This window comes from Laedolimicola ammoniilytica (assembly GCF_025567165.1).
Taxonomy (GTDB): domain Bacteria; phylum Bacillota; class Clostridia; order Lachnospirales; family Lachnospiraceae; genus Laedolimicola; species Laedolimicola ammoniilytica.
In genome coordinates, this window is record NZ_JAOQKC010000007.1 from 153,348 (window position 1) to 169,432 (window position 16,085).

A 16,085-nucleotide genomic window follows, 5' to 3' on the forward strand; every position below is an offset into this window, starting at 1 on the left:
TTACGCTTCTTTCTTGTTATCCGTCACCGCGAAACTCACCGCCGCCGTAAACAGATCCGCGTCCGTCTCCACCCGGAAGCTGCCGCCGCAGGCCTCGGTGAAGCTTTTGGCGATAGACAGCCCCAGTCCGCTGCCGCCGTCCGTCCGGCTCTTATCGCCCCGGACGAATCGCTCAGTGAAATCGATGCCGTCGCCCAGTTCGGTAGCGGATGTATTTTTCATGACCGCCGTTGCATTTCCATCTTTTTCCACAAGCGTCAGGTACACGCGGGAACCGGGCAGGGAATACTTCAATGCGTTCTGCAACAGATTCTGGAATACCCGATACATACGCTGGCCGTCCGCCGTGATCATCACCGGTTCTTCCGGGATAGACACCCGCATGGAGAGACCACTCTGCTCGATGGGTTCTGCCATATCCGCCAGGGTCTGGCGCAAAAGCTTCGCGAAATCCAGCTCCTCCGGCTTCACCTGCAGCTCTCCGGAAGCCGCCTTGCTCACCTCAAAGACGTCCTGAACCATGGCACTCAGGCGCTCGGATTTCTCACCCAGGACACGGATGTAGTCCTTCACATCTTCGGGCAGATTTTCCTCCTGCTTCAGAATGTCCACGTAGCTGACAATGGAAGTCAAGGGTGTCTTGATGTCGTGGGACACATTGGCCACCAGCTCCACCTTCATGCGTTCGCTTTTCGTGCGCTCCCGGATGGCCGCCTCCATGCCCTCCTGGATGCTATTCAGGTCCTCCGCCGCCGCTTTCAGATCACTGTCCTCCGGCAAAGACAGCGCATTTCCCATATCGCCGCCCCGGACGGCTCCGATCTGCTCCGTCAGTGCGCCCAGATCTTCGGCCAGTCTGCGCACACGGTTCATATAAAAGAAGCCCACAAAAGGAATCAGGGAGCGCCGCTGCCATTTCACCAGCTTTTTCTGCACGGGCTGCTTCAGATCCCGGGTTCGAATACTGCGCCGCAGACGGCCGATCACACTCTTCTGCTGTCCTTTATTCCGGCGCAGATCGGTGACGCCCAGATACAGCGGCCAGAAGATTAGGAACCAGTAGGTGAACATCCCGTCCAGATTGGACGCCAGGTAATCCCGCGCTGATGCCGCATAATCCTGGATTCCATAAGAAACGACCCATCCCAGGCTGAAACCGCTCCAGGCTAAAAATTCATCTATGAAGCGCAAAATCAAATAAATCGGAAGGACGAAGAAGAACAGCAGCTTGATTTCCAACCAGATTTTCCCAGTCCATCCGATGATGATTTCCCTACCTGCCCTTCGCGGCTTCCGTAGCGCCCACGCCAGAAGTAACAAAAGGAGAGCCGCCGCCAGACCGGCTTCGCTGCGTACCAGCTGCCGTCTATCTACCGCCAGACTCTCCTTCAGACGGTAGAGGACGCCGCCATATCGGTTGGTTCCGTTTGTGCCGCTGACCACATAGAGCTTTGGCTCCTTCGCCGCTGCCAGATAGACTGCGATTGCTTTCGCCTCATCCCCGGCTGTGAAATTCTGATAACCCGGCACGGCCCAGCGGCTGTTTTCCCGGTAGATCCCGTCGCCGTAGACGTCCACCATCTGGCCGTCCTTTTCCATGGCTACCTTGCCGTCACCGTCTTTATTGTAGATCAGCTGAAAATTATACTCCTCCGCCGGGATCCAAGACGCGAAATCCATGCCGATGCTGGCATTTTCCGCGTCCAGTCCGTCGATGTTCGTATAGGTCAGTTTTCCGTCTTTAAACACCGCGTAACGCAGGTTCTGGTCGGCTTTCATTTCCTCCAGATAGGCATTAAAATCCGCCGTGCTGTATCCGCCTGCTTCTGTGGCTGCCTCTTCATAGCTCATGGATCCTGAGTAACCAGACGTCCACCATTCGGATATGACCGTACCGCTATCCTCTGTGACCGTATCTGCCGCATAAGAATCATACCGATAGCCGGAATCGCTGTAGCTGTACTGATAGCCCATCCAGTCCTTTCCCTTGAGTCCGATGCCGATCAGATCCTCCAGCCGATTCGACATGGTCGTGGCAAATTCCTGCGTTTTCTGATAATCGGACTGCCGCAGATCCGTGTTCGAAATCAGTGTCAGCATGGAAATGAAGTTGTAAATCAACAGCGTCATTCCCAGAAAGAAGGCAAGCATGCCTATCCAGATTTTAGATTTTTTCCATTTTGTATCCAATTCCCCACACCACCTTTAAATATTCCGGTTCTTTCGGATTGAGTTCGATCTTTTCGCGAATGCGGCGGATATGTACCATGACCGTATTCTCCGGCGCGTAGGCTTCCTCCTCCCAGACCCGACGGTAAATCTCCTCCGCCGGGAAGACGCGGCCCCGATTCATCATCAGAAGCTCCACAATCTTCGTCTCGGTGGCGGTCAGCCGCACCGGCTCTCCGTCCGCGTACAGGGTCCGTTCGGACTGGCGATAGGTGAGACGGCCATTTCGGATCTCGTCCCCGGACACGCCTGCGTGGATGTCACCCAGCATGGTATACCTGCGCAGCTGGCTTTTTACCCGGGCTGCCAGCTCCTGGGGATGAAAGGGCTTCGCCACGTAATCGTCGGCGCCCATGGACAGGCCTAAGATTTTGTCGTTCTCCTCGCTTTTGGCGCTGAGGACGATGATCGGGATATTTTTCCGCTCCCGGATTTTCATGACAGCGGACAATCCGTCCAGGCGCGGCATCATCACATCCATGAGGATGAGCTGCACCGGCTTTTCCACCGCCAGTTCCAGGGCCTGTAGGCCGTCGTAGGCCTTCAGCACCTGATAACCCTCTTTTTCCAGAAGCACTGCAATGGCTCTCACAATCTCCCGGTCGTCGTCTACTACCAGTACGCATTCGTTCATATTTGCTCTCTCCTTTTCCGGTGGTTTCAGGATACCCTTTCTTTCTTACGGGACACCGGAGGATTTTCTTACAGCTTTCTTACAATCTCAAATCTTTTTCATTGACCGGATTGTAGAAAATCTGTACCTGCTCGATATGGGGCGCGCCCACCACGGAAATCAATTCGCCACGCTTCAGACCCGCCAGGACTTTGTCCTTGGCCTCCATTAGATTCTGAAAATCACTCTCGTCCGTATTCTCCCAGTAGCAGTGAAGCTCCAAGGCCGGGGTGCGGGTCTGCCGCCAGGTGTCGGCGTCGTTGTCGTAATATTCGTCTTCCTGGACGGTCTCTTCGATCCGCGGCTCCACCATAGCCTGATTGTAGGTAATGCGGAACAGTACGGTATTTTCCGGAATGCTCTCGTCGGCTTCCACCTCGGGAGCTGTATCCCAGTAGCCGTCAATATTCCAGACGCCCTGCTCCGGGGCGATTTCCCTGCTGATCTCTTTGGTAGCCGTATCTATCTTGCCAACCACCTCCGTACCGCCGTAGGACAGGCTTGAAAATTCTCCGAAGGCCACGCCCGCGCCGATGCCGGACAGCAGGATGCCGCCGCAAAAGATGGCAATGGTTATTTTATGAAATCTGGTCATGTTCATCCTCCTCTGTTTCCATGTCCTCGTCTGTGAAATCGTCCTCGTCGGGTTCTTTTTCTTCGATATCTCCCGCTTCCGGCTCTCCGTACGTATCGTCCTCATTTTCCGGGACGGCGGTTTTTTCTTCGGTCTTTTTCCGGCGAATCAGACCCCAGGCCGCGCAGGTCAGCGCGCCGCCGCAGAGCAGGCCGCCAAGACTTATCCATGTCACGCCGATGAGCGGATATCCCTGGAAGCAAAGAATCAGGAGCGCGCCAAAACAGAAGATGGCTGCGATGGTTCCCAGGCCTAAGCAAACCGCCGCGCAGAACCAGAATACGTTCCAGCAGAGGCGTACACCCCAGCGGAGCAGGTCCCAGCAAATGTGCCGGAGCCAGATAATCAGTTTTCTTAAAACGCGGGCGGCGCTGCCGATGAGGCTGCCGCAGCCTTTCAGAATGTCGCGGCAGAAGCCGATGAATTTTCCAAGTATGCCCTGTTCGGATCTGGCATCTGCTTTTTGAGAAACTGCCGGACCATATCCGACTTTGCTTTTTTCCGAATCTCCACCGTCTGCGGCTGTCCACTGTCTGGCCGCGCTTCCGGCTCCCTCCGGCTGCTCCACAGGCTCTCCCGCAGGCTTCTTATGGATCGGCTTCCCAATCCAGGCGCAGGCCTCGCTTATCCACTGTCCCAGCTTCTTTCCCGCCCTTTTCAGGAAACTGCCTGCGCTTCGGATCCCCTGCTCCGCAGACTGGGCTGCGCTCTCAAAATCCATCTTTACCCGACGGCTGCTGTCGCCATATTCCGGATTCACATGGTAGGCCTCCAGAATCTCCGCCGCCAGCTCCTTCACCGGCCCGAAATCTCGGATGGCTTCCTCCTCGGACATACCGTTCTGTATCTTCATATCGATATGCTGGGCATATTCATCCAGAATGTCCTGCTGCTCCCGTTCCTCCAGCACCTTCAGATGTCCCGCAAGCTCTGTCAGAAATGCTTCCTTACTCATTGTTCTTCTCCCTCCTTCAGGTATCTGCCTACCTGCTGTTGAAATTCTATCCATTCCTTTGCCAGGGAATCCCGATAGAGGATCCCCGCCGCCGTCAAATGGTAATACTTCCGGGGCGGCCCCTCCGTGGACTCCCGAAGGTACGTCTCAAAATAATGTTCATTGGTCAGCCGCTTCAGCAATGGATAAATGGTTCCCTCATTCACATCGATGACCCGGGAAACCTCCTCCACCAGCTCATAGCCGTACCGATCCTTCCGGCGCACCGCCTCCAGCACAATCAGCTCCAGCACGCCCTTCTTAAACTGTGGATTCATCCTATCCCTCCCAACATTTCCTGTGTCTGTTATTAGGTTACACCTACTACTATGTAATGTCAAGTACTAAAGTTTTAAAAATAGCTTAAGATAAAAAAGGCGGTAAAATCCTGCAATATTTACACAGGACTTACCGCCTTTCTCTGAGCTTTGTTTAGATTTCTTTACTTCTTTTCCTTTTGCCAAAGCTCCAGCAATTCTTCTGACGTGTTGTCTGGATGCTCTGTCACAAGCTCATACAATGGCCGAAGAACTTCCTCGCTCTCTTCCAATTCTTCCGCTATCGTGGAAAGTGGCTTTGCTTTAGCGCGTTTTTTCTGAATCTGGGATATCAGTCTTAAACTGTCGCCTTCTGCTCGACCTTCTGCTCGGCCTTCTGCTCTCTGATATTCCCGTTCTTCCTGCTCATCATACTCTGTCAGTATCATCCTGCACACCTCCGTTCCGTATTTTGTCAGGATATCTGCCAGTATTCCTCTGTCAATGCATCGCCTGATACTAATCTCTGTTGCTTCCTCCAGTGACCAGCCTTCATCCATTTTCCAGCGAATTTGCCCGATGAAATACGCATAATCCGATAATCTCCGGCATTTCCGCATCATGTCATTGTTTCGGCCTGCATTGATGTTCAATACTGTTGCCTTGCATTCCAGACAGGGTTCTCCTTCCTCCCGATCCGGTTTTAAAAAACAATCCGAAAGCTTCATCTCCACCCGATCCGGCATATCTCTTGTGCCATTATAAAATACCACATACTTGGGAAATGGAACCATCACACGCTTCTTTTCATCTGTCAGCTTTATGTTCTTCCCGTTCAGATACTGCTGATACAGTTCTGAGAAATTTGCATACTTCGCCCTTGGGCGTACTTTGGGTGTGTTGATTTCGAACTGAAATCCAGACCTTTATCTTTCGTGAACAGCTACGGAAGACACCGCGCTGCATATCGTGTAAAATGAATCCTGTTTCATAAGAAAACAGTGCCGACCGGATATGCGCCTTTTTCACACGACATACCCTTTATCGACACTGTTATTTTACCAATTTATACTAATTTTGACAAGAGCTTTTTCCGCAAACTAGTCTTCTTTTCCCTCTTTCTCATCCTTCACAATGGCAATATGCACATCCGCCAGCTGCTTCGGATCTACCGTCGCCGGAGCGCCCATCATAACATCCTGTGCCGTCTTGTTCATGGGGAACGGAATAATCTCGCGGATGCTCTCCTCGCCTGCCAGCAGCATCACCATACGGTCTACGCCGGGAGCGATGCCTGCGTGGGGCGGCGCTCCGTAGCAGAATGCGTTGTACATGGCCGGGAACTTGGCCTTCACATCGTCCTCGCCCAGTCCTACCAGCTCGAAGGCCTTGACCATGATCTCCGGGTCGTGGTTACGCACCGCGCCGGAGGACAGTTCTACGCCGTTGCAGACCAGGTCGTACTGGTATGCGTAGATGTCCAGGGGATCCTTTTCCTCCAGATCCTTCATGCCGCCCTGGGGCATGGAGAACGGGTTATGGCAGAATTCCAGTTCGCCGGACTCCTCGCCGATCTCGTACATGGGGAAATCCACGATCCAGCAGAACTCGTAGCACTCTTTGGTCATGTGACCCTCTACGGTATTGCCGAGGATCTTGCGCAGCGCGCCTGCGGTCTTCTGGGCTGCCAGCTTCTTTCCGGCAGTCAGGCCTACGAAATCGCCCGGCTTCAGGCCCAGTGCCTGAACCACCTGATCCTTGCGCTCGGTGACAAACTTGGAGATACCGCCTACCAGCTCGCCATTCTCGTCGAGACGGAACCAGTATGCCTTATTGCCGGTCTGTACCTCAGTGTCGGCACAGATCTTGTCGATAACCTTACGGGTAGCCTTGAAATCGCTGAATACGACTGCTTTTACGGTCTGGCCTTCGAAGGGGCCGAAGCCGCAGTCTGCCAGGCACTCGGTAGCATCCTGTACCACCAGATCGATCCGCAGATCCGGCTTGTCAGATCCGTATACCTCCATGGCGTCATGATAAGAGATCCGGCGGAACGGAGCCTTGGATGCGGTATTGTAGGTACCGTATTTCTCAAATACCGGCGGAAGTACATCCTCCAGCACTGCGAACACGTCCTCCTGGCTGGCAAACGCCATCTCCATATCCAGCTGATAGAATTCTCCCGGAGAGCGGTCTGCTCTGGCGTCCTCGTCGCGGAAGCAGGGAGCGATCTGGAAATACCGGTCGAAGCCGGAGGTCATCAAAAGCTGCTTAAACTGCTGGGGAGCCTGGGGCAGGGCGTAAAACTTACCCGGATGATTTCTGGACGGTACCAGATAGTCTCTTGCGCCCTCGGGGGAGGAGCAGGTCAGAATCGGCGTGGTAATCTCCAGAAAGCCGTGATCGGTCATGCTTCTCCGAAGCTCTGCTACCACATTGCTGCGGAGTACGATGCGCTCTTTGACAGCCGGGTTCCGGAGATCCAGGTAACGGTATTTCAGACGGGTATTCTCATCCGCTTCCTTGGAATGGTTGATCTCGAAAGGCAGCTCGTTGTAACGGCAGCGTCCCAGCACCTGAATGTCGGTGGGAACCACTTCGATTTCACCGGTGGGCAGCGCCGCGTTCTTGCTGGAACGCTCCCGTACCACGCCTGTGATGGACAGGGTGGACTCGGTGTTCACGCCTGCTAATCTTGCCATCATTTCTTCGGTCTCGATGACAGCCTGGGTGGTTCCATAGAAGTCTCTCAGGATCAGGAAGCCGAGATTTTTGCTGACTTTCCGCAGGTTCTCATACCAGCCTACCAAAGTCACGGTTTCACCTGCGTTTGCGAGACGCAGCTCGTTACAGGTGTGTGTTCTTGACTGAAACATAGTTTTTTCCTCTCTTATCTATCGCTATTCTTGTAACAGTGTCTCTCTTAAAACAGGCTCGGAAGCTCCGCAAGGGAAACCTCGGTCTGCTCGCCGGTAGCCATATCTTTTACATTGGCCGCGCCCTTTTCCAGTTCGTCCGCGCCGATGATCACGACCTTTTTCGCGCCGATTTTGTTTGCGTACTTCATCTGCGCCTTGACGCTCCGGTCCATGTAATCGGTCTCCACGATCAGGCCGTGGCTGCGGATCTCATTAACCAGCTTATAGGCCTTTGCCTTGGCTTCCGCGCCCAGGATTCCCACATAGAGATCGGGAGTCTCCATGGCCGGAAGCTCCACGCCCTCTTTCTCCAGGAAATACAGGATACGTTCAATTCCCATGCCAAAGCCTACAGACGGAATATCCTGCTTCTCGTCGATCTCGTGAATCAGGCCGTCGTAACGTCCGCCTCCGCAGAGCGTGAAGCCGTCGGAGTTCACGAACTCGAATACGGTCTTGGTATAGTAGTCCAGACCGCGGACGATGCCGGTATCTACCTCAAAGGGAATCTCCAGCTCTGTCAAAAGAGCCTTCAGCTCCTCAAAATGATTCCTGCACTCCTCGTCCAGATAATCGATGGTGCGGGGCGCGTCCTTTACAATCTCCTTGCACTCCGGAACCTTGCAGTCGATAACACGCATGGGATTCTTCTGCATACGCTCCCGGCAGGTGGGACACAGGGCGTCCTCATGCTTTCTCAGATACGCAAGCAGCGCGTCATTGTAATCCTTCTTACAGTTGGGACAGCCGATGCTGTTGATATGAAGCTTCACATCCTTCAGGCCCAGCTTCTTAATCAGGGTCGCAGCCAGAGAAATAACCTCCACCTCTGCCAGCGGGCTTTTAGATCCTACGAACTCCACGCCGAACTGATGATGCTGGCGGAGACGGCCGCTCTGGGGCTTCTCATAACGGAAGGCCTGGGTCACATAGTAGAGCTTGGTGGGCGCCGGATTCGCGTACATATTGCGCTCCAGGTAAGCGCGCATGGCTCCTGCGGTTCCCTCTGGCTTCAGGGTGATGCTTCTGCCGCCCTTATCCTCGAAGGTGTACATCTCCTTCTGAACCACGTCCGTGGTCTCGCCCACGCCGCGCTGGAACAGTACGGTATGTTCAAAAATCGGGGTAATAATCTCGGTCATATTGTAGGTGCGGGCAAGCTCTCTGGCCTGCTTTTCTACCCAGGCGCGCTTATGCATCCGCTCGCCGTACCAGTCTTCCACTCCTCTTGGTGCCTGTGTTATCATATGGTCTCCTCCTCTGTAATCCGAACCTTCAGCCCGGGCAATGCCCATTTTTCCTGCCATTCCTCTTCGTGAATGGCCCGCTGAAAGGCCAGAAATACTTTCATATCAAAATTTTTCACTTCGTCAATCATCAGCTCCACTGCCGTATCGGAATCGAAGGCGCTGCGGTAGGGCCGGTCGGAAGTCAGGGCCGCGTATACATCGCAGACCCGCAGGATTTTCGCGCCCAGCGGGATTTGATCCCCCGCCAGATTCTCCGGATAGCCGGAACCGTCGTAATTCTCATGGTGATAGAGAACGCTCTCCACCACAAAATCTGAAAAATCCAGCCGCATCAGCTCATCGTAGCCAAGCCGCGGGTGCAGCCGGACATACTTCATTTCCTCGATTTTCAGGGTGTCCTTATCCCGGCCATAGAGATAACCGGACACATAGAGCTTTCCGATGTCGTGCATCATACCGGCCAGAGCCAGCTCGCGGCAGCGCGCCTCGCCAAGGACCAGCTCCTTCGCCACGCAGTAAGCCAGATTGCTCACCCGGATGCCGTGATTGATCTCCTCGGTGACGTCCTCCTCGAAAAAGGAAAGGGGGGTCGTTTCACTCATGTTTCTACCTCTGTCTGCCTAAAGCAAACCATTTTTCTCCATAAAGCTTCTCTTCCGCTCAATCATCTCGTCGATGCGCTCGATGTACTGCTTCACGTCTTTCACGTTCTCCACACGTTCGATGTGGTCCGCCGCAAAAACAAATTTGGTGGAAGCGCCCGCGCCTGCCGCCAGAATGGTCTGTTTTTCTTCCATAATCAGTATATTGTAAATTCCGGCTTTGTCAACCTTTGCATAGCCCACATTTTCAAAATTTCCCGCCATATTCTTCTGACGGTACAGATAATAGGGATATATGCCCTGTTCCACACAATACCGATAGGTTAAATCCATAATCTCCTGACTGTTTCGAAGGCCCATCTCCTCATAGGTATCTCGGAACAGTTTGAGCCTGGCTGCCCGCTTGACCGCCAGGGAATGGACCGTGATGCTGTCCGGATCGAGCTTCCGAAGCTCTTCCATGGTATGGCGCACGTCCTCAATGTCCTCGCCGGGGAGTCCCACGATGAGATCCATATTAATATTGTCGTGGCCCGCCTCCCGGGCCATGTAAAAGGCCTGCTTCGTCTCCTCCACCGTATGCCTGCGGCCGATGAGATCCAGGGTCTTCTGGTTCATAGTCTGGGGATTGACGGAGATACGGGTAACCTTATGATCTTTCAGAACCTTCAGCTTCTCCGGCGTCACGCTGTCGGGACGTCCGGCTTCCACTGTCAATTCCTGTAAATAAGTAAAGTCGAAATTCTGCTCGATACAGGTCATGAGCCTGTCAAGCTGCTCTGCCGTCAGGGTCGTGGGTGTGCCGCCGCCCACATAAACCGTGTTCAGCTTCCGGCCTGCATAAGCCTTTCCGAGGAACGCAATCTCTTTAAATAAAGCTGTCAGATAGTCCTCCACTTTTTTCTCCCAGACCTTAATCGGGGACGAAGAAAAAGAGCAATACAGACAGATGCTCGGGCAGAACGGAATACCCACATAAAGGCTGTAGCCGTTCTCATAATCCAGATTTTTCAGAACCTCTTTTTCCCGGTTGGCAATGGAGATGGCCAAAGCCGCTTTCTCCTTGCTGCAATCATAGGTCTCCCACATATACTGGGCGATTTCCAGATTACTCCTGCCCTCCTCCAGCATGGCCATGGGAATCTTCGTGGGCCGAATGCCCGTCAACGTACCCCAGGGAAGTGTCTCGCCGGTGAAAGCGCAGAGCTTGTCATACATCAGCCGCTTCAGCTGATTCTTTACCGCTTTCCGGTCCGGATTTTCCACATAAACATGGCCTTTCTCCTGAAAGGCCCCAATCTGAATGATAGAAAAGCTGATGTCCTGGTCGGTGACTTGCACAGCCATCTGAACCGGAACCTCTTCCGTAAAGGCGTCCCCCACACGAACCTGCACCTCCTCGCCGCCATAAAAGGCCTGAATCAGCGAATGAATATCATATGCAAAGCTTTCATCATTTATCTTAACTTCAACCATTTATCTTATCCTTCAATTCATGTATACACGCAGCGGAGGCCGCTCAGCCGCCCAGATACGGGTTGTAACGCCGCTCCGCGCCGATGGTGCTTTCTTCCATATGGCCCGGGTACACTTTTGTCTCGTCCGGCAGCGGCGTAAGCTTCTCTTTGATGCCCCGTACCAGTGCGCTCATGCTTCCGCCCGGGAAATCAGTACGTCCCACGGATCCTGCGAACAGGGTATCGCCAGAGAACAGTACGCCCGCTTCCGCGCTGTAATAACAGCAGCCACCCGGCGTATGGCCCGGAGTTGCGAAGACGCGGAACTTCATACCCGCCACTTCGATCTTCTCTTCATCCTTTACCCACACATCCGCGGCGAAAGACACACTTTTCCGAAAAAGCGCCGGGGACAGGTTCTGTGCCGGATCTGCCAGAAGCGCTTTTTCCGCCTCGCAGGCATAGACCGGAATTCCAAGCTTCGCCTTCAGCTCCGGTACCCCCAGCATATGATCCGCATGTCCGTGGGTCAGGAAAATGGCTTTCAGCGTGAGTCCCTCATCCACAGCTTTTCGCAGCACTGAATCCGGCCGGTCCGCCGGATCGATGACGATGGTCTCCTTCGTGGCTTCATTTATGGCAAAATAGCAGTTGGTCTGAATCTGACCTAACACCATGCGTTCTACTTTCATCTTATCCTCCTGGGACTCATCAGCCGGTGGCGCGCTCCACATCCAAAATGCTCTCCACCTGATACAGCTTCTCCGCGATTTTCTGCAGCTCCTCTTTGCTGCTGATTTCAAAGGTAATGGAAATCGTCGCCGTTCCCTGCTTACTGGTCCGCACATTCATCTGGGTCATGTCGATATTCCGTTCGGTAAAGATTTTGGAAATATCTACCAGTAATCCAGTGCGGTTGTTGGCGTAAATCTTGATCTCCGTCGCGTATTTCTCGCCGGAGGAAGCGGAACCCATATCCTGCCACTCGGCGTCAATGAGACGGGCGCGCTCAGATTCCTGCAGGCACATGATATTGACACAGTCGGTCCGGTGAATGGACACGCCGCGGCCACGGGTCACGTAACCCACGATCTCGTCGCCCGGCACCGGGCTGCAGCACTTGGAGAAACGGACTGACACGTCGGTCAGACCCTTGACGATGATGCCGCTCTTGGACTTGGCCAGCTTCAGCTTCTTGTCACTGTTCTCGGTGACCGCCTCCATAACCTTCTCGTCGGTGATCTCCTTCTTGTGGATCTTCTCATATTCCTCCACCATCTTGTTGACCACCTGGCCCTCTTTCAGGCCGCCGTGGCCGATGGCCGCCAGTACGGAATCCCAGTCCTTGAAACCGTATTTCCGCATGACCAGATTCTGGAATTCCGGCTTCATAATATCGGTCATGTTGATGCTCTTGGCCTTGCAGTACTGGGTCAGCATCTCCTTGCCCTTCAAGATATTATCTTCTTTAAACTGGTTTTTAAACCACTGATTAATCTTATTTTTTGCCTGGGTGCTCTTGACCACATTGAGCCAGTCCCGGCTGGGTCCGCGGGAATTCTGCGAGGTAATGATCTCGATGCGGTCGCCGTTCTGAATCTTGTAGTCGATGGTCACCAGCTTGCCATTGACCCGGGCGCCAATCATCTTATTGCCCACGGCACTGTGGACGCTGTAGGCGAAGTCGATGGGTGTGGAACCGCTGGGCAGGGTCTTCACGTCTCCGCTGGGCGTAAAGCAATACACGCTCTCGGAGAACAGATCCAGATCACTCTTCAGAAGGTTCATAAATTCCCGGTTATCAGACATATCCCGCTGCCACTCCAGAATCTGGCGCAGCCAGGTCATCTTCTCAGCCTCCTGCTGATCCACCGGCTTCTTGCCGTCGCTGCTCTCCTTGTATTTCCAGTGGGCAGCGATACCGTATTCTGCAGTCTTGTGCATCTCGTAGGTACGGATCTGAATCTCGAAGGGCTGGCCGTTGGGGCCAATCAGTGTCGTATGGAGCGACTGGTACATATTGGCCTTGGGCATGGCAATATAGTCCTTGAAACGGCCCGGAATGGGCTTGTACATCTCATGAATGATACCCAGGGCCGCATAGCAGTCCTTGACCGTCTCCACAATGATCCGGACCGCAAATAAATCGTATATCTGATCCAGCGTCTTGTGCTGGTTCACCATTTTCTTATAGATACTGAAAAAATGCTTTACACGGCCATCCACATGGGCTTCTATCCCTGCGTTGTCCATATGATTCTTTACTTCCGCCACGATACGCTGGACGAAGGCTTCCCGGACGCTCCGCTTCTCAGCGATCTGCTCCTTCAGGTCATAATAAGCCTCCGGCTCCAGATATTTCAGCGATAAATCATCCAGCTCGTTCTTTACCTTAGAAATACCGAGACGCTGGGCGATGGGCGCATAGATGTCCATGGTCTCCCGGGCCTTTTCCTTCTGCTTCTCGGGCTTCATGTACTGAAGCGTACGCATATTGTGCAGACGGTCGGCCAGCTTAATCAGGATGACACGGATATCCTTGGCCATGGCCAGGAACATTTTCCGCAGGTTCTCAGCCTGAATCTCGATCTTGTCCGCGGAATAGGACAGCTGTCCCAGCTTGGTAACGCCGTCTACCAGCAGGGCCACATCGTCGCCGAATTCCGCCGCGATCTCCTCGGTGGTCATGACCGTATCCTCCACCGCGTCGTGCAGAAGGCCCGCCACGATAGTCTCTTTGTCCAGCTCCAGATCCGCCAGGATGATCGCCACGCATAAGGGGTGAATGATATACGGCTCTCCCGATTTTCTCATCTGGCCTTTGTGCGCCTCGTAAGCAATCTTGTAGGCCTTTTCAATCATGGAGATATCGGTGGACGGATGATACCTGTGGACGCTGTCGATAAGTTCCTTGTAAAGCACCTCAGGACTGGTAAAATCCTGCATGGCCTTCACATTCTCGTCATCGCGATTCACTTCCTGATCTCTGTTTTTTACACCGATTTTCGTCTCTGCCATAAATCAACACCTGCCTTTATTTATCCCCGGTAATTTTATTGTAACTCAGATGTGCAATGGGGACATCTGGTCGCCTGAATATCTATCTCAGACATGCAATACGGACACTTCTTGGTGGTCGGAGCGGGCGCTTCCTCCTCCTGCTTCTTCAGCATCTTGTCCTTAGCGGTATTCATGGCCTTGATGATGCAGAAGATCACCAGCGCGATCAGCAGGAAATTAATTACTGCGGAAAGGAACGCGCCATAGTTCAATGTCGCCGCATTGTCGCCCACGCCGAAGGACACGGACATGCCGGCGATATCAAAGCCGCCGGTAATCAGGGAGAGCAGCGGCATAAAAATATCATTTACAAGAGAATTCACAATCGCGGTGAACGCGCCGCCGATGATGACACCGACTGCCATGTCCATGACGTTGCCCCTGGAAATAAACTTCTTAAATTCCTCGAAAAACTTTTTCATCTCACTCGTCTCCCTGTACTTTATTTATTTTCCATCGTAACGGATGACAGACGCCACATCATAATCCTTCAGGCGTTCTCTGCCCTTTAAGCCTGCCAGCTCCATCAGGAAAATGATCTTTACAACCTTGCCGCCCAGCTCCTCTACCAGCTTCGCAGCCGCCTCGATGGTGCCGCCGGTGGCAATCAGGTCGTCCACCAGAACCACTCTCTGGCCCGGCTTGATAGAATCCTTATGCATCTCAATCTCCGCGGTACCGTACTCCAGAGCATAGGAGCGGGAAACGGTCTCGCAGGGAAGCTTGCCCTTCTTGCGAACCAGTACGAAGGGCTTATGAAGATTATAGGCGATTGGAGTACCGAACACGAAGCCTCTGGATTCTGCTCCTACAACCACGTCGAAATCCACGCCGTCCAGCAGGGCCTGCATGGAGTCAATGGCCAGATGAAGGCCGTCCGCATCCTGCAGTACGGATGTGATATCGCGGAAAATAATTCCCTCCTCCGGGAAATCCGGTATGCTTCTGACGTATTCTTCAATCTTCTTCATGTTTCTTCCTCTTCTTTCCTTTTTTTATTAAATTCTACGAACAAAAAACTACCGTCCATAAAGCACGGTATTTACATACCCGCCTATTATAGCATGATTCATGGGGTTTGACAAGACGGGAGGGGCGAGGATGGCGGGGTTTCCGGACATTAACTCCGGCTGTTGCAAAACGGCCCGGCTGCATGGTTCGCAGCCCGGGCCGTTCTTGTCTTTCTTTTTACAGTTTACAGATGGTTCCTGCCACCTTGTCTTTGCGCATGGCGTTCCGGATAGTCGGGATAGCTCCCACCAGCAGAAAGGCATATACCAGTACCAGATTCAGCACATAGTTGGTCATGTCGATGATCTCCTCGGAAAGCAGGAGCGGTACCAGGCGATAGCCGTAGAAGATGTCGGTCTCCAGTTCTCTGGCAATCATGATGGCCCAGTCCACACGGTCGCCCACGTAGGTCATGACGATCATCAACACGGCGCTGATGATGACGCCCTTTTTCGTCAGCTTGCCGCCCAGCAGCTCATAGCCCTTCAGGGCGCAGACTGCCATGATGACGCCGGAAATAGCCGCCACATAGCCCAGCTGGCTCAGCAATACAATGCTGGCTACGCCGAGCAGGGAGCCTATGAGAGCGCCTACGACACCGCCCACCAGGTTTTCCTTCTTATTCTTCTCGTTGGCAGTGTAAGCCGCCGCGTTCTGGGTTACCTTGTCGTAACACTCGCCACAGAGACAGATCGCATTGCCTGCCACGTAAGCTACGCCGGTCTCCTTCATTTCGCCGCAGAGCTCGCATCCATTGGTGAAGCCTTCCATTCTCAGCATATCCAGAAATGCCGGAAGGGACTCCTGCAGGATGCCTTTGATCTTCTCTACCCTGGCACACTGCTTCAGGGTCATCCGGACCGTATGCTTCTCCTGCACCACGCCCATGATACCCTTATGTTCCTTGCGGAACTGCAGACTGTAGACAAAGCTCCTTCCTGTGAGGGAGCTTTTCTTGTGTCATGACTGCAAAAATTATGTACTTACAAGCATATAAGAA

General features: G+C 53.4%; 15 protein-coding genes. All 15 read right to left on the bottom strand.

What is annotated here, in order from left to right:
- Entirely contained in the window at nt 1-2,190 is a 2,190-nt protein-coding gene (locus tag OCV63_RS07110) for a sensor histidine kinase (protein WP_262670690.1), read from the bottom strand.
- Entirely contained in the window at nt 2,165-2,863 is a 699-nt protein-coding gene (locus OCV63_RS07115; protein ID WP_158363157.1) for a response regulator transcription factor, read from the bottom strand. The genes OCV63_RS07110 and OCV63_RS07115 overlap by 26 nt, the downstream gene beginning before the upstream one ends.
- A gap of 79 nt (nt 2,864-2,942) precedes the next feature.
- Nucleotides 2,943-3,497, bottom strand: a complete 555-nt coding sequence (locus OCV63_RS07120; protein ID WP_158363159.1) for a hypothetical protein — start codon at nt 3,495-3,497, stop codon at nt 2,943-2,945.
- A complete protein-coding gene (locus tag OCV63_RS07125) occupies nt 3,481-4,491 on the bottom strand; it encodes a DUF1700 domain-containing protein (protein WP_262670692.1) in 1,011 nt (336 codons plus the stop codon). The genes OCV63_RS07120 and OCV63_RS07125 overlap by 17 nt, the downstream gene beginning before the upstream one ends.
- Nucleotides 4,488-4,808, bottom strand: a complete 321-nt coding sequence (locus OCV63_RS07130; protein ID WP_158363161.1) for a PadR family transcriptional regulator — start codon at nt 4,806-4,808, stop codon at nt 4,488-4,490. The genes OCV63_RS07125 and OCV63_RS07130 overlap by 4 nt, the downstream gene beginning before the upstream one ends.
- Before the next feature lie 164 nt (nt 4,809-4,972).
- The gene (locus OCV63_RS07135; RefSeq protein ID WP_158363162.1) at nt 4,973-5,584 is read right to left on the bottom strand and encodes a hypothetical protein; all 612 of its coding nucleotides are present in this window, start codon (nt 5,582-5,584) and stop codon (nt 4,973-4,975) included.
- A gap of 303 nt (nt 5,585-5,887) precedes the next feature.
- Nucleotides 5,888-7,663, bottom strand: a complete 1,776-nt coding sequence (gene aspS / locus OCV63_RS07140) for an aspartate--tRNA ligase (RefSeq protein ID WP_158363163.1) — start codon at nt 7,661-7,663, stop codon at nt 5,888-5,890.
- Between the two features lie 47 nt (nt 7,664-7,710).
- Nucleotides 7,711-8,952 (bottom strand): histidine--tRNA ligase, encoded by a 1,242-nt coding sequence (gene hisS / locus OCV63_RS07145; RefSeq protein WP_158363164.1) that lies wholly within the window; start codon nt 8,950-8,952, stop codon nt 7,711-7,713.
- Complete coding sequence (locus tag OCV63_RS07150; protein ID WP_158363165.1) at nt 8,949-9,557, bottom strand: HD-GYP domain-containing protein; 609 nt, start codon at nt 9,555-9,557, stop codon at nt 8,949-8,951. Before OCV63_RS07150 ends, hisS begins: the two co-directional genes overlap by 4 nt.
- An 18-nt stretch (nt 9,558-9,575) precedes the next feature.
- Complete coding sequence (hemZ, locus tag OCV63_RS07155; RefSeq protein ID WP_158363166.1) at nt 9,576-11,033, bottom strand: coproporphyrinogen dehydrogenase HemZ; 1,458 nt, start codon at nt 11,031-11,033, stop codon at nt 9,576-9,578.
- 43 nt (nt 11,034-11,076) lie between these two features.
- Entirely contained in the window at nt 11,077-11,706 is a 630-nt protein-coding gene (locus OCV63_RS07160; RefSeq protein ID WP_158363167.1) for an MBL fold metallo-hydrolase, read from the bottom strand.
- A gap of 19 nt (nt 11,707-11,725) precedes the next feature.
- On the bottom strand, nt 11,726-14,032 hold the full coding sequence (locus OCV63_RS07165; RefSeq protein ID WP_158363168.1) for a RelA/SpoT family protein: 2,307 nt from the start codon (nt 14,030-14,032) through the stop codon (nt 11,726-11,728).
- Between the two features lie 35 nt (nt 14,033-14,067).
- Nucleotides 14,068-14,496 carry a large conductance mechanosensitive channel protein MscL gene (gene mscL / locus OCV63_RS07170; protein WP_158363169.1) on the bottom strand — a complete coding sequence of 143 codons (429 nt, stop codon included), beginning with the start codon at nt 14,494-14,496 and terminating at the stop codon, nt 14,068-14,070.
- A gap of 24 nt (nt 14,497-14,520) precedes the next feature.
- Nucleotides 14,521-15,045 carry an adenine phosphoribosyltransferase gene (locus OCV63_RS07175; RefSeq protein WP_158363170.1) on the bottom strand — a complete coding sequence of 175 codons (525 nt, stop codon included), beginning with the start codon at nt 15,043-15,045 and terminating at the stop codon, nt 14,521-14,523.
- 217 nt (nt 15,046-15,262) lie between these two features.
- Nucleotides 15,263-15,973: a hypothetical protein gene (locus OCV63_RS07180; protein ID WP_158363171.1), complete on the bottom strand. Its 711-nt coding sequence runs from the start codon at nt 15,971-15,973 to the stop codon at nt 15,263-15,265.
- Nucleotides 15,974-16,085: the final 112 nt, after the last annotated feature.

Bases quoted from the DNA above. Each gene is read 5' to 3' on its own strand.
- hisS (WP_158363164.1), bottom strand. From the start codon at position 8,952: ATGATAACACAGGCACCAAGAGGAGTGGAAGACTGGTACGGCGAGCGG.
- OCV63_RS07165 (WP_158363168.1), bottom strand. From the start codon at position 14,032: ATGGCAGAGACGAAAATCGGTGTAAAAAACAGAGATCAGGAAGTGAAT.
- OCV63_RS07150 (WP_158363165.1), bottom strand. From the start codon at position 9,557: ATGAGTGAAACGACCCCCCTTTCCTTTTTCGAGGAGGACGTCACCGAG.
- OCV63_RS07125 (WP_262670692.1), bottom strand. From the start codon at position 4,491: ATGAGTAAGGAAGCATTTCTGACAGAGCTTGCGGGACATCTGAAGGTG.
- OCV63_RS07130 (WP_158363161.1), bottom strand. From the start codon at position 4,808: ATGAATCCACAGTTTAAGAAGGGCGTGCTGGAGCTGATTGTGCTGGAG.
- OCV63_RS07115 (WP_158363157.1), bottom strand. From the start codon at position 2,863: ATGAACGAATGCGTACTGGTAGTAGACGACGACCGGGAGATTGTGAGA.
- OCV63_RS07120 (WP_158363159.1), bottom strand. From the start codon at position 3,497: ATGACCAGATTTCATAAAATAACCATTGCCATCTTTTGCGGCGGCATC.
- OCV63_RS07160 (WP_158363167.1), bottom strand. From the start codon at position 11,706: ATGAAAGTAGAACGCATGGTGTTAGGTCAGATTCAGACCAACTGCTAT.
- OCV63_RS07175 (WP_158363170.1), bottom strand. From the start codon at position 15,045: ATGAAGAAGATTGAAGAATACGTCAGAAGCATACCGGATTTCCCGGAG.
- aspS (WP_158363163.1), bottom strand. From the start codon at position 7,663: ATGTTTCAGTCAAGAACACACACCTGTAACGAGCTGCGTCTCGCAAAC.
- mscL (WP_158363169.1), bottom strand. From the start codon at position 14,496: ATGAAAAAGTTTTTCGAGGAATTTAAGAAGTTTATTTCCAGGGGCAAC.
- hemZ (WP_158363166.1), bottom strand. From the start codon at position 11,033: ATGGTTGAAGTTAAGATAAATGATGAAAGCTTTGCATATGATATTCAT.
- OCV63_RS07180 (WP_158363171.1), bottom strand. From the start codon at position 15,973: ATGGGCGTGGTGCAGGAGAAGCATACGGTCCGGATGACCCTGAAGCAG.